This window comes from Proteus vulgaris, from assembly GCF_023100685.1.
Taxonomy (GTDB): Bacteria; Pseudomonadota; Gammaproteobacteria; order Enterobacterales; family Enterobacteriaceae; genus Proteus.
Map to the genome: position 1 here is coordinate 1,032,386 of NZ_CP090064.1, position 20,202 is coordinate 1,052,587.

At 38.5% G+C, this 20,202-nt stretch carries 15 protein-coding genes and 5 tRNA genes; 19 read left to right on the forward strand and 1 reads right to left on the reverse strand.

Features of this window, described 5'->3' with window-relative positions:
* Positions 1 to 73: 73 nt before the first annotated feature.
* Positions 74 to 1,531 carry a beta-Ala-His dipeptidase gene (pepD, locus tag LW139_RS04905; RefSeq protein WP_166540982.1) on the reverse strand — a complete coding sequence of 486 codons (1,458 nt, stop codon included), beginning with the start codon at positions 1,529 to 1,531 and terminating at the stop codon, positions 74 to 76.
* Between the two features lie 351 nt (positions 1,532 to 1,882).
* On the opposite strand from pepD, the gene gpt reads away from it, so the two are divergent.
* The 19 genes from gpt (at position 1,883) to luxS (ending at position 20,042) form a co-directional block, all read left to right on the forward strand.
* Entirely contained in the window at positions 1,883 to 2,344 is a 462-nt protein-coding gene (gene gpt / locus LW139_RS04910) for a xanthine phosphoribosyltransferase (protein ID WP_023580994.1), read from the forward strand.
* A 201-nt stretch (positions 2,345 to 2,545) separates the two neighbouring features.
* The gene (gene frsA / locus LW139_RS04915; RefSeq protein WP_198621918.1) at positions 2,546 to 3,796 is read left to right on the forward strand and encodes an esterase FrsA; all 1,251 of its coding nucleotides are present in this window, start codon (positions 2,546 to 2,548) and stop codon (positions 3,794 to 3,796) included.
* A 71-nt stretch (positions 3,797 to 3,867) separates the two neighbouring features.
* On the forward strand, positions 3,868 to 4,269 hold the full coding sequence (gene crl / locus LW139_RS04920) for a sigma factor-binding protein Crl (RefSeq protein WP_109409457.1): 402 nt from the start codon (positions 3,868 to 3,870) through the stop codon (positions 4,267 to 4,269).
* Between the two features lie 115 nt (positions 4,270 to 4,384).
* Positions 4,385 to 5,488 (forward strand): glutamate 5-kinase, encoded by a 1,104-nt coding sequence (gene proB / locus LW139_RS04925; RefSeq protein ID WP_072070889.1) that lies wholly within the window; start codon positions 4,385 to 4,387, stop codon positions 5,486 to 5,488.
* Positions 5,489 to 5,498: 10 nt separating this feature from the next.
* On the forward strand, positions 5,499 to 6,752 hold the full coding sequence (locus tag LW139_RS04930) for a glutamate-5-semialdehyde dehydrogenase (RefSeq protein WP_227336536.1): 1,254 nt from the start codon (positions 5,499 to 5,501) through the stop codon (positions 6,750 to 6,752).
* A gap of 142 nt (positions 6,753 to 6,894) precedes the next feature.
* The gene (gene aroL, locus LW139_RS04935; protein ID WP_166540978.1) at positions 6,895 to 7,407 is read left to right on the forward strand and encodes a shikimate kinase AroL; all 513 of its coding nucleotides are present in this window, start codon (positions 6,895 to 6,897) and stop codon (positions 7,405 to 7,407) included.
* A gap of 103 nt (positions 7,408 to 7,510) precedes the next feature.
* Complete coding sequence (aas, locus tag LW139_RS04940; RefSeq protein WP_109409460.1) at positions 7,511 to 9,670, forward strand: bifunctional acyl-ACP--phospholipid O-acyltransferase/long-chain-fatty-acid--ACP ligase; 2,160 nt, start codon at positions 7,511 to 7,513, stop codon at positions 9,668 to 9,670.
* Positions 9,670 to 10,869, forward strand: a complete 1,200-nt coding sequence (gene lplT, locus LW139_RS04945) for a lysophospholipid transporter LplT (protein WP_166540976.1) — start codon at positions 9,670 to 9,672, stop codon at positions 10,867 to 10,869. Before aas ends, lplT begins: the two co-directional genes overlap by 1 nt.
* 36 nt (positions 10,870 to 10,905) lie before the next feature.
* Positions 10,906 to 11,412 (forward strand): nicotinamide-nucleotide amidase, encoded by a 507-nt coding sequence (pncC, locus tag LW139_RS04950; RefSeq protein ID WP_247850710.1) that lies wholly within the window; start codon positions 10,906 to 10,908, stop codon positions 11,410 to 11,412.
* A 107-nt stretch (positions 11,413 to 11,519) separates the two neighbouring features.
* Positions 11,520 to 12,587: a recombinase RecA gene (recA, locus tag LW139_RS04955; RefSeq protein WP_166540974.1), complete on the forward strand. Its 1,068-nt coding sequence runs from the start codon at positions 11,520 to 11,522 to the stop codon at positions 12,585 to 12,587.
* Positions 12,588 to 13,491: 904 nt separating this feature from the next.
* Positions 13,492 to 16,119, forward strand: a complete 2,628-nt coding sequence (gene alaS / locus LW139_RS04960) for an alanine--tRNA ligase (protein WP_166540973.1) — start codon at positions 13,492 to 13,494, stop codon at positions 16,117 to 16,119.
* Between the two features lie 220 nt (positions 16,120 to 16,339).
* Complete coding sequence (csrA, locus tag LW139_RS04965) at positions 16,340 to 16,528, forward strand: carbon storage regulator CsrA (RefSeq protein WP_004244778.1); 189 nt, start codon at positions 16,340 to 16,342, stop codon at positions 16,526 to 16,528.
* Positions 16,529 to 16,993: 465 nt separating this feature from the next.
* Positions 16,994 to 17,086, forward strand: a tRNA-Ser gene (locus LW139_RS04970).
* An 8-nt stretch (positions 17,087 to 17,094) separates the two neighbouring features.
* A tRNA-Arg gene (locus tag LW139_RS04975) sits at positions 17,095 to 17,171 on the forward strand.
* Positions 17,172 to 17,259: 88 nt separating this feature from the next.
* Positions 17,260 to 17,336, forward strand: a tRNA-Arg gene (locus tag LW139_RS04980).
* Positions 17,337 to 17,391: 55 nt separating this feature from the next.
* Positions 17,392 to 17,468 (forward strand) — tRNA-Arg (locus tag LW139_RS04985).
* A gap of 51 nt (positions 17,469 to 17,519) precedes the next feature.
* A tRNA-Arg gene (locus tag LW139_RS04990) sits at positions 17,520 to 17,596 on the forward strand.
* 184 nt (positions 17,597 to 17,780) lie between these two features.
* Positions 17,781 to 19,364: a glutamate--cysteine ligase gene (gene gshA, locus LW139_RS04995; protein WP_247850712.1), complete on the forward strand. Its 1,584-nt coding sequence runs from the start codon at positions 17,781 to 17,783 to the stop codon at positions 19,362 to 19,364.
* 162 nt (positions 19,365 to 19,526) lie between these two features.
* The gene (luxS, locus tag LW139_RS05000) at positions 19,527 to 20,042 is read left to right on the forward strand and encodes an S-ribosylhomocysteine lyase (protein ID WP_109409466.1); all 516 of its coding nucleotides are present in this window, start codon (positions 19,527 to 19,529) and stop codon (positions 20,040 to 20,042) included.
* Positions 20,043 to 20,202 lie beyond the last annotated feature (160 nt).

Here is a 20,202-nt window from a genome sequence, read left to right on the forward strand (position 1 = left end):
ATTTCTTTATGGTAGCGTTAGTAACAAAAAACCCGCCAATTAAGCGGGTTTCATTATGATGTTTAAAGCAAGATTATTTAGCAGGGATAGCTTTTAAAATTGCTGTTAATAACTGCCAGTATTGACCAACACTTTTAATATGAACACGTTCATCTGGTGAGTGAGCACCACGGATTGTTGGTCCAATAGAAACCATATCCATATCTGGATAAGGTTTTTTGAACAGACCACATTCAAGACCTGCGTGGATTACCATGATGTTTGGCACTTTATCAAACAGTTGTTGATAGGTATCACGAACTAAATGCATAACAGGTGAGTCAGCATCAGGTTTCCAACCAGGGTAACCGCCTTTTGTTTCGATATCAGCTTTAGCTAGTTTTGCTAATGCAGTCAGCATACTGACAACATAAGTTTTTCCGCTATCAATCAGAGAGCGGATTAGGCAAAGTATTTCCACTTTATCGTCAACAATGCTAACAACACCAACGTTTAATGATGTTTCAACAACACCTTCAACATCATCACTCATACGAATAACGCCATTTGGCATTGCATTAAGTAGGTTTATTAAGCGTTCTTGGCAGTCTGCCTCAAATACTTTCTTATCTGTTGTTGTATCAAGTAACTCAATTTTCAGATTTTTTTCAGCAATGGCTAATTCGCTTTTTAATAATGCTTCAAATTTCGCTTTTACTGTTTCTAGTTGGCTTACTTTATCTGCTGGAATTGCAAATACGATATTTGCTTCACGAGGAATTGCATTACGCAGTGTACCACCATGGAAATCAATTAATTTCAGTGATAATTCTTTTGCATGACCAGCTAAGAAACGTGCTAATAATTTATTTGCATTACCTAAACCTAAATGGATATCACCACCTGAGTGACCACCATTTAATCCTTTTAGTACTAGTTGCTTAACAACATGACCTGTAGGAATTGCTTCATAGGATAGGCTTACTGTGGTTTTAACATCAATACCACCCGCACAACCCATGTAGATTTCACCTTCTTCTTCAGAGTCTGTGTTGATAAGAATATCAGCTTGTAACCAACCTGGTTGTAAACCAAAAGCACCGTCCATGCCTGTTTCTTCAGTCATGGTTAATAGAACTTCTAATGGGCCATGTTTTACGGTGTCATCAGCTAAAACCGCTAATGCAGACGCCATACCAACACCGTTATCAGCACCTAATGTTGTGCCTTTTGCTTTGATCCATTCTCCGTCAACATAAGGTTGGATAGGATCTTTAGTGAAATCGTGAACCGTGTCGTTATTTTTTTGTGGCACCATATCTAAGTGTGCTTGTAAAACAACTGTTTTACGATCTTCCATGCCTTTAGTTGCTGGCTTGCGAATTAAAATATTGCCGACAGCATCGCGTTGCGCGAAAAGACCTTTTTCACTTGCCCATGAAAGAATGTGGGAAGCTAAGGCTTCTTCATGATGTGATGGATGTGGAATCGAACAAATTTTTGCGAAAATATCCCATAGTGGTTGTGGGGATAGAGTAGATAGTTCAGACACGATGGATCTCCTCTAACAGCATCTGTGTTATTAATAGCCTACCGCTTTTTTAAGGGTTAGCTTTATTATTCTGAGCGTTATACGCCAATATAATTGAGAATATCACTTTCTTCTGATGAATGCGTCATTCTATTCACATCTCTATCTAAGAAAGTAGATCTCTATTTGTATTCATTTTTTATATGGTTCATTTTTTAATCATAAAAAGAAAATACAGAAAAAAATGAGGATAATCTCATCTCTTTGCATGTTTTCTCTGGTTTTTAGGTGCTCAAATCACTATAATCTCGCGCAACCTTTTTTTCCGCAAAAAAGCTTCTCTCGCATTCAAGTAGCTAGGATCACAATATTATGAGCGAAAAATATGTTGTAACGTGGGATATGTTGCAAATACATGCCCGTCAATTGGCGCAACGTTTACTACCAGTCGAACAATGGACAGGCATTATTGCTGTCAGCCGTGGGGGATTAGTTCCCGCTGCATTACTTGCTCGTGAATTAGGTATCCGTCATGTGGATACAGTCTGCATTTCTAGCTATGACCATGATCATCAGCGTGACCTCAAAATCTTAAAAAAAGCAGAAGGTGATGGTGAAGGCTTTATCGTTGTTGACGATTTAGTTGATACTGGTGGTACTGCTAAAGTTATCCGTGACATGTATCCAAAAGCTCACTTTGTGACTATTTTCGCAAAACCAGAAGGGCGCCCATTAGTGGATGATTTTGTAGTTGATATTCCACAAAATACTTGGATTGAACAGCCTTGGGATATGGGTGTTGCCTTTATTCCGCCAGTTTGCGATCAAAAATAATTTGATAGCATTTATTTGGCTGTTTTAATTGAGATCCTCGCCTTGGCGGGGATTTTTGTTTTTATGCTTTTATTCTTCCTTTGCGTTATACCTTCGTGCTATCACTTGTGGTGATACACACCGTTCATGTTGATTTCATGCTATGATAAAGCCAGACTTTTTAGCCCCTTTTATTCGATATCGACTGATTTGAAGAGTGATATGGCAAATAATACAAACCTTTCTGAAACTCTATTTAAACCTAGAGCAAAACACGCTGAAACCTCAACACTAATTCAGTACACTCATCCAAAATCGAATATTAATACATATACTGTGCTTAATGGTACAAGTCAGCAAAATTGGTATCGTACTATTCAGCGTTTACTGTGGATTTGGCGTGGTATTTCACCTATCGAGATAGAAGAAGTTTTGAGCCGAATTGCTGTACATGATGCCCCTCGTAGTGATGATAAATTTATTGATACCGTTGTGGGTTACCGTAAAGGTGGCTGGTCATATGAATGGTCACATCAAGCTATGATTTGGCAACAAAAAGCATTGAGAAATGAGTCAGGAGATGCGGCCGCTGATTGTTGGCTGCGGGCTGCACATCTATATAGTATTGCTGCCTATCCTTTTATTAATGGTGATTTTTTAGCAGATCAAGCCGTTACTTTGTCGATGAAAGCATTTGAGAATGCGACAAAATTTTCCTCTTTTGAGGTGAAAAAACTCACATTTAAATTAGAAGGAAAGGGAACTACAACTGGTTTTCTGCATTTACCTAAAGATTGTAGAGGCCCATATCCCACAGTATTATTTTGCGGTGGGTTAGATGGGCTTCAAAGCGATTATGTCAGCTTCTTCAGGGATTATTTATCACCGAAAGGCATTGCAATGTTAACGCTAGATATGCCTTCAATCGGTTATTCAGTAAAACAAAAATTGACTGAAGATACCTGCCAGTTACAAGGCGAAGTCCTCAAGCAACTTTCTGAAGTGCCTTGGGTTGATCATACTCGTGTGGGCGTAATGGGCTTTCGTTTTGGGGGAAATATTGCTGTACGTTTAGCTTATATTTACCCTAAATTAATTAAAGGTGTTGTTGCCTTAGGGCCTTTAATTCATACATTCTTCACGCAATCTGAGCTACAGAAAAAAATTCCTGTGATGTATCTTGATGTATTAGCGAGTCGCTTAGGTTTATGGAATATTGATGAAAATAATCTTCGATTATCATTAAGCAGTTATTCACTGAAAAACCAGGGGCTGATTGGACGACGAATTCCAGTTCCTATGATGGGGGTTTACTGGAAAGGTGATGAAATGAGCCCTAAAGAGGATTCTCAGTTAATTGCTCGTTCTTCTATGGATGGCGATATCTTAGCAATCAATGAAAAACCGCTTTATGAAGGCTTAGAGCTAGCGTTACAAAAAAGTGCTGATTGGATCTATGACAAATTAATATAATTAATCATGAACAATAACTTGCTAATTACATTAGATTATATAACAGTAGAGTTTCTAAGGAGACTGAATTTATGACTTCATCTTTGAACCCTACCCGAGGTAAGTTATTAAAGCGTTTTGCTCAAATCGGCCCTTATATCCGAGAGCAACAATGCCAAGAGAACCAGTTCTTTTTTGACTGTTTAGCTGTTTGTGTAAATAAGAAAGTCGTACCAGAAAAACGTGAGTTTTGGGGCTGGTGGATGGAATTAGAACGCAACAATGAACAGCTCATTTATCATTATCAGATTGGGCTATTCGATAAAAATGGTGATTGGATACATCAGAATATAAGTAAAAATGATGTTACTGAATCAATCAATGAAACACTGATCCGTTTTCATCAATTTCTTAAAACGGCAGCGAGTGAATTAGATATGACACTTATGCCAGATGAAAAAATGAACAAATTTCCGCTTCCCATTCAGCCCTAATTTTGTGTTAGGGCAACTTTTCATAGATTTTGCGTTATGTCGGTTGGCATAACGCTTCTCTCCTGATAAAACTGTGTATTATCTTTTTAAATAATCAACAAGAATGGTAAATGTTATGAGTAGCAGCCAAACACTGGTTGTTAAATTAGGGACAAGTGTACTTACTGGTGGTTCACGACGTCTGGATCAGTCTCATATTGTTGAGCTGGTTCGCCAATGCGCTAAACAACACGAAAAAGGTCACCGGATTATTATTGTTACTTCTGGTGCAATTGCAGCAGGGCGTGAATATTTGAATTATCCTGATTTACCCGCAACTATTGCTTCTAAGCAGTTGCTTGCCGCGGTAGGCCAAAGCGCATTAATTCAAGTATGGAAACAATTATTTGCCATCTATGGTATTCATATTGGTCAGATGTTGTTAACTCGAGCGGATATTGAAGATAGAGAACGCTTCCTGAATGCACGCGATACATTACATGCTTTATTAGATAATCGCATTATTCCCGTTATTAATGAAAACGATGCTGTTGCAACCGCAGAAATTAAAGTAGGCGATAACGATAACCTGTCTGCATTAGCCGCTATTTTAGGAAGTGCTGACAAACTGTTATTATTGACTGATATTGAAGGACTGTATACGGCTGATCCTCGTAGTAATCCTGAAGCAAAACTGATCCCGGAAGTCTTTGATATCAATGATGAATTACGTGAAATGGCGGGCGATAGCGTATCTGGCTTAGGTACGGGGGGCATGGCAACAAAATTACAAGCAGCTACTGTTGCTGGGCGCGCAGGTATTGATGTTGTCATTGCCGCCGGTGTACAACCTGAAGTTATTGCTAAAGTTATCAATAATGAACCTGTAGGAACGTTATTCCACGGATTAGAAAGCCCACTTGAAGCACGTAAAAGATGGATTTTTGGTGCACCAATTGCGGGTGTGATTATTGTTGATGAAGGGGCTGAAAAAGCAATTAAAGAAAAAGGTAGCTCCCTCTTACCTAAAGGCATTAAAGAGATAAAAGGCGATTTTTCTCGTGGATGTGTTATTCGCATTCAAAGTTTACAGGGTAAAGATCTCGCTCATGGTGTTGCCCATTATAATAGTGATGCACTGCGTTTAATTGCAGGACACCATTCACAAGAAATTAGTCAAATTTTAGGTTACGAGTATGGCAGTGTTGCTGTGCACCGTGACGATATGATTGTTAGCTAAGGAGCCTTCGATGTTAGAACAAATGGGTAAATCAGCAAGAGAAGCATCTTGGCATTTAGCTCAATTATCGACAGAGCAAAAAAATCAGGCATTACTGGTTATGGCTGATTTATTAGAGCAACAAGAAGCTTCAATTCTTGCAGCCAATGAAAAAGATATGCAAGTGGCTCGTGAAGCCAATATTAATGCTGCTATGCTTGACCGTTTATTACTGACTTCTGAACGTTTAAAAGCTATTGCTGATGATGTTCGACAAGTATGTCGCTTAGAAGATCCAGTGGGACAAGTTATTGATGGCCGTATGTTAGACAGCGGTTTACGTTTAGAACGTCGCCGTGTGCCACTAGGTGTTGTTGGCGTTATTTATGAAGCTCGCCCTAATGTCACGATTGATGTTGCTTCATTATGTTTAAAAACGGGCAATGCAGCCATTCTTCGTGGTGGAAAAGAGACACACCATACCAATCAAGCCGTGGTTGCCGTTATTCAACAAGCTTTAGAAAAATGTGGTATTCCTGCGGGGGCAATTCAGGCGATTGATAAACCTGATCGTGAGTTAGTCGCTAAAATGCTAAAAATGGATGAGTATATTGATATGCTTATTCCTCGTGGCGGAGCTGGATTACATAAATTATGTCGTGAACAATCAACGATCCCTGTTATCACTGGTGGGATTGGTGTTTGCCATACATTTGTTGATGAAAGTGCCGATTTAGAAAAAGCATTAACCGTTATTGTTAATGCTAAAGTGCAACGGCCAAGCGCATGTAATTCGTTAGAAACACTCTTAGTACATGAAAACATTGCTGATGTATTTTTACCACAGCTAAGTAATGCCATGGCTGCTCAAAAGGTCACTTTGCACTCAAGTGAAAAAGCATTAGCTGGGCTGAAAAAAGGTGGAGCAACTGTTGTTGATGTAAAAGATGCAGATTATTGTGATGAATGGTTATCACTTGATCTAAATGTAGAAGTGGTGGGTGGCTTAACTGAAGCTATTAGCCATATTCGCCGTTATGGCACAGCGCATTCGGATGCTATTTTAACGCAATCTATTTCTAATGCTGACCGTTTTGTTCGTCAAGTTGATTCTGCCGCAGTGTATGTCAATGCAAGTACACGCTTTACGGATGGCGGACAATTCGGCCTAGGTGCAGAAGTTGCTGTTAGTACGCAGAAATTACATGCCAGAGGCCCAATGGGATTAGATGCCTTAACGACCTACAAATGGATTGGTTACGGTGATAATACAATTCGTCGCTAATTATTGAGAATATTAAATAAGCCATACTTTTCTAAAGTGTGGCTTTATTTTTTTGTTACATCAGGTATGATGTTTACACTTTACAGAATGTAAATTTTTAATTACACCCTAATGGGGACACACTATGGAGATAGTGCATTTTATGGAAAGTACAATTTACCTTATCGGACCTCGAGGTGCAGGGAAAACAACAGTAGGTAAAGCACTTTCTCTCTCTTTAAATTATAGATTTATTGATACGGATTATTGGATAACCCAAAAATATCAACAAACTATATCTTCTATGGTGGAAGATAAGGGTTGGGATTTCTTTCGTCAAATTGAGTCAGACGCTCTTGTTCAAGTAAGCCAACCTAACCAAGTTATTTCAACTGGTGGGGGGATGGTTTTAGCAGATAAAAATCGTGCTTATATGAAAACCTCAGGTGTTACAATTTATTTACAGGCCTCGCTTGAGACATTAGTTGAACGTTTATCCCAAGATCCGAATGAAGCACAAAGACCTAGTTTGACAGGAAAAACCTTAGTTTCAGAAATGCATGATGTTTTAATTAAGCGTGAACCTTTATACATGCAATGCGCAGATATTATTGTTGATGCTGGATTATCTATTAATGAAATTATTGCAGTAATTCTCGCAAAACTTGCCAAATAATTAGGAAGTCGTCTGATATAAAGGACAAAACAGAGGCCATCTATTTTATTTTCATCACATCCTATTTATAGTAAGGCTAATTATAGCAAAATGAGATATGGATATGATGTTAATAGCGTTTTTTAAAACACTATTTAAATTCTTATTTAGAATAAGAATTGAAGGACTTGTTAATCAGTTTTCCCAATATGAAAAATGTATAATTACACCAAATCATACTTCTTTTATTGATGGTATATTATTACGTTTATTCCTACCTATTAATCCTGTGTTTGCTGTTTATACCTCTGTGGCTTCTGCAAAAACGACAAGATGGTTAGGTCGTTATGCTGATATTGTGCCTTTAGATCCCGCAAACCCAATGGCGGTGCGTCAATTAGTAAAAGAAGTCGATAAAGGTCGTCCTGTGGTGATTTTTCCAGAAGGAAGGATCACAGTAACGAATGGATTAATGAAGATTTATGAAGGGGCTGCTTTTATTGCTGCTAAATCAGGCGCTAAAGTTGTTCCTGTTAGGATTGAAGGTGCTGAATTTAGCTACTTTTCACGAGTACGCAAAAGTCTGCGTGTGAAATCTCATTTCTTTCCTAAAATCACAATCAAGGTACTTCCAGCCGTTGATTTACCGATGCCAAAAGCAGAAAAATCAGCTGAGCGTCGTCGATTAGCTGGGGAAGCAATGCGTGATATCATGATGAATGCCATCATGGATACACGCCCTAAAATTACACTGTATGAGGCATTTTTACAGGCTATGTCTCAATATGGTCGATTTAGCCCGTTAATTTCAGATATCAATCTAAAAGAAGATTCTTACCAAGGATTGCTGAAAAAAACATTAGGGATCAGCCGACTAATTGAACGCTACACAGAGCCTAATGAACGCATTGGCTTGTTACTTCCAAATACAACAGTAACAGCAGCTGCATTATTAGGTGCAACAATGCGTCAACGTGTTGTTGCTATGCTTAACTACACTGCGGGTAGCTTAGGTGTACAAAATGCGATGAAAGCAGCTTCAATCAAAACCATTTTTACATCACGCCAATTTTTAGAAAAAGGGAATTTATTACATATTCCTGAACAAACCCCAGAAGCGAATTGGATTTACCTTGAAGATCTCAAAGATAGTGTGACGAGTGAAGATAAGCGTTGGGTCCTCAAACACCTTATTACGCCACATAAAGCGATGTTACCGCAAAAATCGACTGATGCTGCGGTTATTCTATTTACGTCAGGATCTGAAGGTACACCGAAAGGTGTTGTTCATAGTCATTCGAGTTTACTGGCTAACGTAGATCAAATTCGTGCTATTGCTGACTTTTCACCTAAAGATAAATTTATGTCAGCATTACCGTTATTCCATGCATTCGGCCTAACTGCTTGTCTATTAACGCCGATTTGCTTGGGTGCTCGTGTTTTTCTTTATCCAAGTCCATTACACTATCGTGTTGTGCCTGAATTAGTGTATGACCAAAATTGTACGGTGTTATTTGGTACATCAACCTTTCTAGGTAATTACGGAAAGTTTGCTCATCCTTACGATTTTGCCAGGGTTAGGTATGTGGTTGCTGGTGCTGAAAAACTATCAGAATCAACCCGTATTTTATGGCAAGAAAAGTTCGGTATCCGCATATTAGAAGGTTATGGTGTTACCGAGTGTGCGCCTGTTGTGTCAATTAACGTACCTATGAGCGCTAAAACACATACAGTAGGTCGTTTATTACCGGGTATGGAAGGCCGACTTATCCCAATGAATGGGATCGCGGAAGGGGGACGATTACAATTACGTGGCCCGAATGTAATGATGGGGTATCTACGTGTTGAATCACCAGAAAAACTAGAAATCCCTGTAGCTACAAATGCGGACGGTATTGACGAAGAAGGTTGGTACGATACTGGTGATATTGTTGCTATCGATAGTGAAGGCTTTTGCACTATTAAAGGACGGGTAAAACGTTTTGCTAAAATTGCTGGCGAGATGGTCTCTCTTGAAGGTGTCGAGCAGCTTGCACGTAAAGCATCCACTGGCGAGCATGCTGTTGTGACAATCAGTGATAAACGTAGAGGTGAATCATTGGTACTATTTACAACCGATAAGCAATTGGATCGTAGCGCGTTATCAACATTGGCTAAAGCTGAAGGTGTTGCTGAAATAGCCGTACCGAAGGATATTCGTTTTATCAAAGAAATTCCTGTTCTTGGGAGTGGGAAAACGGATTTTGTCTCATTGAAAAAACTAGCTGAACAGGAAAATAACTAATGTCAGAGAATATTAGCCAGCCTCCATTAATGAGTCGGGGAATGAAAGCAGTATTGTTATCGCAATTTCTTTCTGCTTTTGCTGATAACGCACTACTTTTTGCCATTTTAGCTCAGTTTAAATCAGCTCTTTACCCTGAATGGAGCCAACCTGTTTTACAAATGGTCTTTGTGCTGGCTTTTATTCTCTTAGCACCTTTTGTTGGGCAAGTTGCTGATCGTAACCCTAAAGGTAGGGTTATGCTCAGTGGTAATATCTTAAAATTCGTGGGTGCTTTTCTCATTTGTGTTGGCTCTGATCCCTTCTTAGGTTACGCCTTAGTTGGGATTGGTGCTGCAGTTTATTCACCAGCCAAATATGGTATTTTAGGAGAATTAACTGATGGTGAACGCTTAGTAAAAGCAAATGGTTTAATGGAAGCATCAACCATAGCGGCTATTTTATTAGGTTCAGTAATTGGTGGTTTACTCTCTGATTGGAGTATTGTTTTTGCATTAGGTGTCTGTGCTGCAATGTACGCTTTGGCAGTTTTTGTTAACTTTGGCATACCTAAATTATCTGCTGCTCAAATAGGTCGGGGTTGGAACATAAAAAAAATGTTCGCTCAATTTATCGAGGCAACACGTACTTTATGGGCAGATAAGGAAAGTCGCTTTTCTTTAGTAGGAACAAGTATGTTTTGGGGCGCTGGGGTAACTTTGCGTTTTCTGCTTGTTCAATGGGTGCCTATTGCATTGGGCATGACTGACAACACCACTCCAACGATATTAAATGCAATGGTGGCTATTGGCATTGTTGTAGGGGCTGGATTAGCCGCTAAATTTGTGACACTGAAAACAGTACGTCGCTGTATGCCAGCGGGCATTTTAATTGGTCTTGGGGTAGTTTATTTTTCACTGCAAACCTCAATTATTCCATCCTATTTAATTCTTATCGTTATTGGTGTTTTTGGTGGCTTCTTTGTGGTGCCATTAAATGCGCTATTACAAGATAAAGGCAAACACAGTGTGGGAGCTGGTAATGCTATCGCAGTACAAAACTTAGGTGAAAATACAGCGATGCTATTAATGTTAGGCTTGTTCTCACTAGTCACTAGTATTGGTATTTCTGTTGTTGCCATCGGAATTGGTTTTGGTGCCATCTTTGCACTCGCAATTGGTGGTCTATGGTTATGGGATTGCACCAGAAAGAAATCTTAAACAGTAAAGTTTAGAATAGAGGTTAGATGAACCTTAATGATAAATTACGATGAAATGACTCGCCTAAGTATTGAGGTGGGTAAAGCGTTAATTGAAAAGAAGAGCACAATAACAACGGCAGAGTCTTGCACTGGTGGATGGATTGCAAAAATCATCACGGATATTGCAGGAAGTTCTGATTATTATCATCGTGGCTTTGTGACCTACAGTAACGAAGCAAAGCATGAAATGATAGGCGTTGATGAACAAACCTTGATTAAATACGGCGCTGTTAGCGAAGAAGTTGTTCTTCAAATGGCGAAAGGCGCACTTAGCGCTGCAAATACAGATTTTGCTATTTCAGTTAGCGGTATTGCTGGCCCTGGTGGAGGCAGTAAAGAAAAACCAGTGGGGTTAGTTTGGTTTGGCTTTGCTGTTAAAACAACAACAGGTGTTCAGGTAACAGCAAAACACTGTATATTCAGTGGTTCACGAGAGCAAGTAAGAGCGGAATCTGTTATTTTTTCTTTAAAATCAATACTTAGAGAAATTATAAATAATTAACTTGATACTGTATGATTATACAGTATAATAAATTTCAACAAGCAAAATCATACACGTTTTAATGGTAGTGACCCATCCTTATGCTTCACTGCCCAGAGGGAGATAACATGGCTATTGATGAAAACAAACAAAAAGCATTGGCCGCAGCACTTGGTCAAATTGAAAAGCAATTTGGTAAAGGGTCTATCATGCGTCTGGGCGAAGATCGTTCCATGAACGTTGAAACCATCTCTACAGGTTCTTTATCATTAGACGTTGCTTTAGGTGCTGGTGGTTTACCACGTGGTCGCATTGTTGAAATCTATGGCCCAGAATCTTCAGGTAAAACAACTTTAACACTACAAGTTATCGCTTCAGCTCAACGTGAAGGTAAAATATGTGCGTTTATCGATGCTGAACACGCATTAGATCCAATTTATGCAAAAAAATTAGGCGTAGATATTGATAATCTGCTGTGTTCTCAGCCTGATACCGGTGAGCAAGCCTTAGAAATTTGTGATGCATTATCTCGCTCTGGTGCTGTTGATGTTATCGTTGTTGACTCCGTTGCTGCGTTAACGCCAAAAGCTGAAATTGAAGGTGAAATCGGTGATTCTCACGTTGGTCTTGCTGCTCGTATGATGAGCCAAGCTATGCGTAAATTAGCGGGTAACCTGAAAAACTCAAATACATTACTTATTTTCATCAACCAAATTCGTATGAAAATTGGTGTTATGTTTGGTAACCCAGAAACCACAACTGGTGGTAATGCGCTTAAGTTCTACGCATCTGTTCGTTTAGATATTCGTCGTATCGGTTCTGTTAAAACCGGTGATGAAGTTGTGGGTAGTGAAACACGCGTTAAAGTGGTGAAAAATAAAATTGCAGCACCATTTAAACAAGCTGAATTCCAAATTATGTATGGCGAAGGCATCAATACCTTTGGTGAACTGATTGATTTAGGTGTTAAACATAAATTGGTAGAGAAAGCGGGTGCATGGTACAGCTATAATGGTGAGAAGATTGGTCAAGGTAAAGCCAATGCAACAACTTACCTAAAAGAGCATTCAGAAATGTACGATGATTTAAATACCAAACTACGTGAAATGTTATTAAACCACGCAGGTGAGTTTACAAGTGCAGCTGATTTCACGAATGAAGGTGATGCGGCCGATCTCGGAGAGGCGGAAGAATAATCTCTCTTAGTTTGTGATAAAACCACTAACTGATTCCATATTTAGACAATTTATTATCATTATAATGATAAATGGTTAGTCAATTAATGTGATTTAACTCACTTAAAAAAGGAAGCTCTAAAAAAGCTTCCTTTTTGTTGTATGCAGTATTATTTATCCAATTTAGGGTTTATATCGAGTTTATTCTATTTTCTATCCATCAAAATCAGCCTTTAACACTATTTTATTTGATATAACGATATTTTTTACTAACTATTTTTTATAGTTGTATGAAAGTTTATATAGTGAAGTTTTGATGATATATTCTCATAAATTACAAATCTAAATAAGAATCACTACTATCATCTGGTTGAACCAGATAGTAAATAATTGACATATAGTGATAAATACCTTCAAGATATTTGAATCTAATTTAGATAGTATTTTAGAGATTATTTAGTGATGAGATAGGTTTTATACTGAGAAACACTTTTATTTTAGCAAGTTATCGTGAGTTTATTATTTGTTTTAAGTGATAATGCTTATGTGTTTATTATTGATTGCTATAAGAAAAAGAAATTATTTAAGAAAAAAACACATATAGTATGTGATGAGATAAAAAACTAATAATAACAAATAGTTTTTAATAATTACAAAATGAAAATACTTTAAACTACTTACATTTCTTAGAATAATCTCTCTTAAATAGAGAAAAGTCCCATTCTCAGATAACAATCCCACTTTCAGAAAAAAACTAGACGATTTACAATGTCAACACGAATAAGTTTATCGGGGGTTTTACTTCTGACAGAAGAAATTCTATCTTATCCCTACTTATGTATTCGTTGGCTAAGTAGAGGTAACAATAAACCTCCTCTAACTAGATTTCTAATTTCTGTTTTTCCAGCTTGATTTCGGGATAATTATGAGCAAAAGCACCGCTGAGATCCGTCAGGCGTTTCTCGACTTTTTTCATACTAAAGGACATCAAATAGTACCTAGCAGTTCTTTGGTTCCAAATAACGATCCAACATTGCTGTTTACAAACGCAGGGATGAACCAATTCAAAGATGTATTTCTTGGATTGGACAATAGACCTTATTCCCGAGCGACAACTGCACAACGTTGTGTGCGTGCAGGTGGTAAACATAACGATTTAGAAAATGTGGGTTATACTGCTCGTCACCATACTTTTTTTGAAATGCTAGGTAATTTCAGTTTTGGTGACTATTTCAAACATGACGCAATCAATTTTGCTTGGGAATTATTAACCAGCAAAGAGTGGTTTAACTTACCTAAAGAAAGACTTTGGGTAACGGTATATGCCACAGACGATGAAGCTTATGATATTTGGAATAAAGAAATTGGTATTCCTGCCGAAAGAATAATCCGCATTGGTGATAATAAAGGCGCACCATTTGCATCAGATAACTTCTGGCAAATGGGTGACACTGGCCCTTGTGGACCTTGTACCGAAATATTTTATGATCATGGTGACCACATTTGGGGCGGACCTCCAGGATCACCAGAAGAAGACGGCGATCGCTATATTGAGATCTGGAATATCGTTTTCATGCAATTTAATCGTCAGTCAGATGGCACTATGGATCCACTGCCGAAACCATCTGTTGATACGGGAATGGGGTTAGAGCGTATTACCGCTGTTTTACAACATGTAAACTCTAACTATGACATTGATTTATTCCGTTCTTTAATTAAATCTGTTGCACAAGTGACTAATGCAACGGATTTAGAAAATAAATCATTACGCGTTATTGCCGATCATATTCGTTCTTGTTCATTCCTTATTTGCGATGGCGTTATCCCTTCTAATGAAGGCCGTGGCTATGTTCTGCGTCGTATTATTCGTCGAGCAGTACGTCATGGTTATATGCTTGGTGCCAAAGATACCTTCTTCTATAAATTAGTCGCTCCATTAATTGAAGTGATGGCAGAAGCGGGTGAAGAATTAAAACGCCAACAAGCTATCGTTGAAAAAGTATTAAAAACGGAAGAAGAGCAGTTTGCTCGTACATTAGAACGTGGTCTTCAACTATTAGATGAAGAGCTTGCTCAATTAAAAGATGACGTTCTTCCGGGTGAAACCGCTTTCCGCCTTTATGATACATATGGTTTCCCTCTTGATTTAACTGCTGATGTTTGTCGCGAAAGAAATATCAAAGTTGATGAGAAAGGCTTTGAAGTCGCGATGGAAGAGCAACGTAAACGTGCTCGTGAATCCAGCGGTTTCGGTACTGACTATAATAGTCTTATTAAAGTTGATAGTCGCAGTGATTTCTCTGGTTATGATCATAATGAACAGCAGGGTACAATTACTGCCATTTTCCATAACGGACAATCAGTCACTGAATTAAAAGCAGGCGAAGAAGGGATTATCTTCTTAAATAAAACGGCATTCTATGCCGAGTCTGGTGGACAGGTTGGCGATAAAGGTGTTCTGATAGGCAAAGATAGTCAGTTTGAAGTCACAGATACGCAAAAATACGGTAAAGCGATTGGCCATATTGGTAAAGTTAACGTAGGGTCATTTATTGTTAACCATAAAATCAATGCTAACATTGATATTGCTCGCCGTGATGCCATTCGCTTAAATCACTCTGCGACTCACTTATTACATGCTGCATTACGCCAAGTACTGGGTACGCATGTTACGCAAAAAGGTTCTTTGGTTAACGATAAATACCTGCGTTTTGACTTCTCTCATTTTGAAGCAGTTAAACCAGAACAATTGCGCAAAATCGAAGACATTGTAAACGCACAAATCCGTCTTAACTCACCTGTTGTCACTGAGTTAATGGATCTTGAAGACGCTAAAGAGAAAGGTGCTATGGCACTGTTTGGTGAGAAATACGATGAACGTGTTCGTGTTTTAACCATGGGTGATTTCTCTACTGAGCTTTGCGGTGGTACTCACGCTTCTAGAACGGGTGATATTGGTTTGTTCCGTATTATCAGTGAGTCAGGTACTGCTGCTGGTATTCGCCGTATTGAGGCAATTACAGGTATTACAGCAATTGAGAGTGTTCATGAGCAATCAGACCTTATCTCTCTTGTTGCACAAGTTCTAAAAAGTGACGGTACAAACTTGGTTGAAAGAATTAAGACAGTCCAAGAAAAATACCGCTTATTAGAAAAAGAACTCCAACAACTAAAAGATCAGCAAGCTGCCCAAGAAAGTTCTTCTTTGGGTGGACAAGCTAAAAACGTGAAAGGTATCAAACTTTTAGTTCGTGAGCTTAATGGTGTTGAGCCAAAAATGTTAAGAACGATGGTTGACGATTTAAAAAATCAATTGGGTTCAGCAATTATTGTGCTTTCTACTATTTCTGATGGTAAAGTGAGCTTAATTGTTGGGGTCACTAAAGATTTGACTGCTAAAGTTAAAGCAGGTGAGTTAATTAGTTTTGTAGCACAGCAAATCGGCGGTAAAGGTGGCGGTCGCCCTGATATGGCTCAAGCTGGTGGTACTGATATTGATGCTTTACCTGTGGCTTTGGCAAGTGTTGACGAGTGGGTTGAATCGCATCTGTAAGCGATAATAACCTGAAAAAAGGCGTTATTCCTTATTTATAGGGATAACGCCTTATAGAGATATTGATGATCCGTTAAATAATCAGTCACTAAATTTATATTTTGTTATGAAGTATGAGTTACTTGTGATAAATAATGATTATACGAATTGACAATGTATGATGGATAATGGCCGGGAAATTCTAGAGACCCGACTCTTGTAAATTTTCAAGGAGCAAAGAATGCTTATTCTAACTCGTCGAGTTGGTGAAACGCTTATGATAGGCGATGATGTAACCGTAACCGTTTTAGGGGTTAAAGGTAATCAGGTACGGATTGGCGTAAATGCACCCAAAGAAGTATCTGTCCATCGTGAAGAGATCTATCAACGAATTCAGGCCGAGAAAACTCAGCCTACCGATAACTACTAAACAAATTCCCATTTTTAGTTAGTTACAATTCATTCGTAAGCGTCCACACTTTTGCCGGGTCTGGGCGCTTTTCTCTTTCTAAGACTTTTTATTCCCTTTTTGGTTCCTATCTTCACTCTCCTTGAGTTGCATTTATTATTACACTATCCGTTTATTCTGATTGACAGAATTGAAACTCTTTTTACCTCTAATCATTCGCTTCACAATTATTTGTTTTGAGAATAAATATATTTGTTATGAGAATAAAATACTTGAATGATTTTTCATCAGAGATATCATTGTGTTTAGGACTTTTTTAGCCAATCTTGCTGATAAACGCATCAGTTTGTTTGTGAAGTGTTCAAACAAACGTATATTCGTAAAAAGTTGAGAAAAATTGTTTGACTTCTTAGGCTGAGAAAGTAATATGTGCGCCACACAGAGACGAGATGTTCAGTAAGAACTTCTTCGAGTGGTTCTAAATATGGTGAGATGGCCGAGAGGCTGAAGGCGCTCCCCTGCTAAGGGAGTATGCGGTCAAAAGCTGCATCGAGGGTTCGAATCCCTCTCTCACCGCCATTTAGATTGCATCCTTAGCTCAGCTGGATAGAGTACTCGGCTACGAACCGAGCGGTCGGAGGTTCGAATCCTCCAGGATGCACCAATTCCAACCCCATGATTAATGTATGGGGTTTTTATTTTGGTGCAAATGGTGAATAATTTGCATTAAAAGAGTAAAGTATAAAAACGGCGCATCCTTAGCTCAGCTGGATAGAGTACTCGGCTACGAACCGAGCGGTCGGAGGTTCGAATCCTCCAGGATGCACCATCTCATTACTCATTATGCCAATTGCAATATGAGCAGCTAGAAAGATTACTACGACGCATCCTTAGCTCAGCTGGATAGAGTACTCGGCTACGAACCGAGCGGTCGGAGGTTCGAATCCTCCAGGATGCACCATCTTTTATCAGATATTGTAGTAAATCATTTCTAGAATAATTCGTTAGACCTGCATCCTTAGCTCAGCTGGATAGAGTACTCGGCTACGAACCGAGCGGTCGGAGGTTCGAATCCTCCAGGATGCACCATCTTTTAAGCCTCGCAATAGCGAGGCTTTTTGCTTTCTATAATTCGCTTATTTCTTATGATGTTAATCTTTTGTTTAGCATCAACTAACAATGCTAACATCATCTAATCAGCGACAATTTAGTGACTTTACGATAAAGTAACTCCTATCTATTTACTTACATTAATCAACGCGGGAGGTCACCTTTGATCCCGGACGTATCCAAAGCGCTTTCTTGGTTGGAAGCACACCCTAAAGTTTTATGTGGCATCCACCGTGGTATTGAGCGCGAAACCTTAAGAGTAACGCCAGAAGGCAATTTAGCATCAACAGAACACCCTATTTCATTGGGTAAATCATTAACTCATAAATGGATCACAACGGATTTTGCTGAGTCTCTGTTAGAGTTTATTACGCCTGTTGATGACAATATTTCACATACCTTGCATTTTTTAGGCGATTTACATCGCTATACGGCGCGTCACTTAGACAATGAACGTATGTGGCCTATGAGTATGCCTTGCTTTATTGAAGCGGAAGATAAGATTACGCTTGCTCAATTTGGCACATCCAATGTAGGGCGTTTTAAAACGTTATATCGTGAAGGATTGAAAAATCGTTATGGTGCTTTAATGCAAACCATTTCAGGTGTGCATTATAACTTTTCATTACCTATTGAATTTTGGCAAGCATGGGCGAATGTAAAAGATGAAGAGAGTGGTAAAGAAGCGATTTCAGACGGTTATCTGCGTTTGATCCGTAACTATTATCGCTTTGGTTGGGTTATTCCATTCTTTTTTGGTGCATCGCCAGCAATTTGTGGATCTTTCTTGAAGGGAAGAGAGACAAACTTACCATTTGAAAGTACGCCAAAAGGTGCGAAATATTTACCTTATGCAACGTCATTACGTTTAAGTGACTTGGGATATACCAATAAATCACAAAGTGATTTAGATATTACCTTTAATCACCTTGGAACCTACGTTAAAGGGCTGAAAAAAGCGATTCATAAACCATCTGACGAATTTGCTAAACTGGGTATTAAGAATAAAGATGGTGAGTACATTCAATTAAACACCAATGTACTGCAGATTGAAAATGAGCTTTATGCACCTATTCGTCCTAAGCGTGTCGTTAAAGGGGATGAATCGCCTTCTGATGCTTTATTACGTGGTGGTATTGAATATATCGAAGTTCGCTCACTCGATATCAATCCATTTACGCCAATTGGTGTCGATGAAACACAAATTCGTTTCCTTGATTTATTCTTAATTTGGTGTGTTTTAGCTGATGCACCTGAAATGAGTGCTTCTGAATTAGCGTGTTGTCGTGCAAATTGGAATAACGTTATTCTAGAAGGGCGTAAGCCTGGTCAAGTTATTGGAATGGGTTGTGGTGAAAGAAAAGAACCATTAGCACAAGTAGGTAAAGCGTTATTTGCGGATTTAAAACGTGTGGCAAATGTGCTTGATTGTTGTTCTGGCACAAAATACATGGAAGTTTGTGTTAAGTTAGAAGAAATGTTTGATAATCCAGAGCTAACCTTCTCTGGTAGGCTGTTAGAGAAAATCAAAACACAAGGCATTGGCAGTTATGGTTTATCTTTAGCGGAAGAATATTACCAAGAATTAATTAAAACACCTTATGAAACGTTGACTGATGAAGCTTTTGATCATGAGAGAATTTCATCCATAAAACGTCAAGAAGAGTTAGAAAAGAGTGATACCATTTCTTTTGATGAGTATTTGAAGATCCATGCAGGGGCAAATGCCGATAACGTGGCTTCCTAAACTTAGATAGAAAAAAGCCACACTAAGATTTGTGTGGCTGAAAAATTCTATAGAGAAATAGGGATGATAACATTTTGCGCGTATTCATTACTAAGACCGAGCTACTTGCAGAAAGTTTCATTTTTTCTTAAAAATATTTAAATTTTTCTTAGGAGGTTTTTTATGCCTTTATTGGATAGCTTTACTGTTGACCATACACGTATGTCTGCACCAGCTGTACGCGTTGCTAAAACAATGAAAACGCCATCTGGTGATACCATCACGGTATTTGATTTGCGTTTTACTGTGCCAAATAAAAAAGCCATGCCTGAGAAAGGAATTCACACATTAGAGCATTTGTTCGCTGGCTTCATGCGTAACCATCTTAATGGTAATGGTGTTGAGATTATTGATATCTCCCCAATGGGATGCCGTACCGGCTTCTATATGAGCTTAATTGGGCAACCAGAAGAACAGCGAGTTGCTAATGCATGGAAAGCAGCAATGGAAGATGTTTTGAAAGTAAAAGATCAAAATCATATCCCTGAGTTAAATGTGTATCAATGCGGCACTTATGAAATGCATTCTCTGACTGAAGCGCAAGATATTGCACGAGACATTTTAGCTCATAATATTGGTATTAATCATAACGACGAATTAGCACTTCCTGAAGAGACATTAAAAGAGCTACATATCTAGATTTAGCTACTTTATAAAACTAGGGGACAATAGATCAAGAAATTCGCATCCTGATTTATTGTCTCTTTTTATTCTAATATCCTTCCTCTTTTTCTTTTCGTTATCCCATTGTTTTATTTTCTTATCTTCTTATATTGTTATTACAATAATGGATTAAATT

Bases quoted from the DNA above. Each gene is read 5' to 3' on its own strand.
- pncC (WP_247850710.1), top strand. From the start codon at position 10,906: ATGATAAATTACGATGAAATGACTCGCCTAAGTATTGAGGTGGGTAAA.
- crl (WP_109409457.1), top strand. From the start codon at position 3,868: ATGACTTCATCTTTGAACCCTACCCGAGGTAAGTTATTAAAGCGTTTT.
- aas (WP_109409460.1), top strand. From the start codon at position 7,511: ATGATGTTAATAGCGTTTTTTAAAACACTATTTAAATTCTTATTTAGA.
- gpt (WP_023580994.1), top strand. From the start codon at position 1,883: ATGAGCGAAAAATATGTTGTAACGTGGGATATGTTGCAAATACATGCC.
- aroL (WP_166540978.1), top strand. From the start codon at position 6,895: ATGGAAAGTACAATTTACCTTATCGGACCTCGAGGTGCAGGGAAAACA.
- frsA (WP_198621918.1), top strand. From the start codon at position 2,546: ATGGCAAATAATACAAACCTTTCTGAAACTCTATTTAAACCTAGAGCA.
- csrA (WP_004244778.1), top strand. From the start codon at position 16,340: ATGCTTATTCTAACTCGTCGAGTTGGTGAAACGCTTATGATAGGCGAT.
- LW139_RS04930 (WP_227336536.1), top strand. From the start codon at position 5,499: ATGTTAGAACAAATGGGTAAATCAGCAAGAGAAGCATCTTGGCATTTA.
- luxS (WP_109409466.1), top strand. From the start codon at position 19,527: ATGCCTTTATTGGATAGCTTTACTGTTGACCATACACGTATGTCTGCA.
- alaS (WP_166540973.1), top strand. From the start codon at position 13,492: ATGAGCAAAAGCACCGCTGAGATCCGTCAGGCGTTTCTCGACTTTTTT.
- proB (WP_072070889.1), top strand. From the start codon at position 4,385: ATGAGTAGCAGCCAAACACTGGTTGTTAAATTAGGGACAAGTGTACTT.
- recA (WP_166540974.1), top strand. From the start codon at position 11,520: ATGGCTATTGATGAAAACAAACAAAAAGCATTGGCCGCAGCACTTGGT.
- lplT (WP_166540976.1), top strand. From the start codon at position 9,670: ATGTCAGAGAATATTAGCCAGCCTCCATTAATGAGTCGGGGAATGAAA.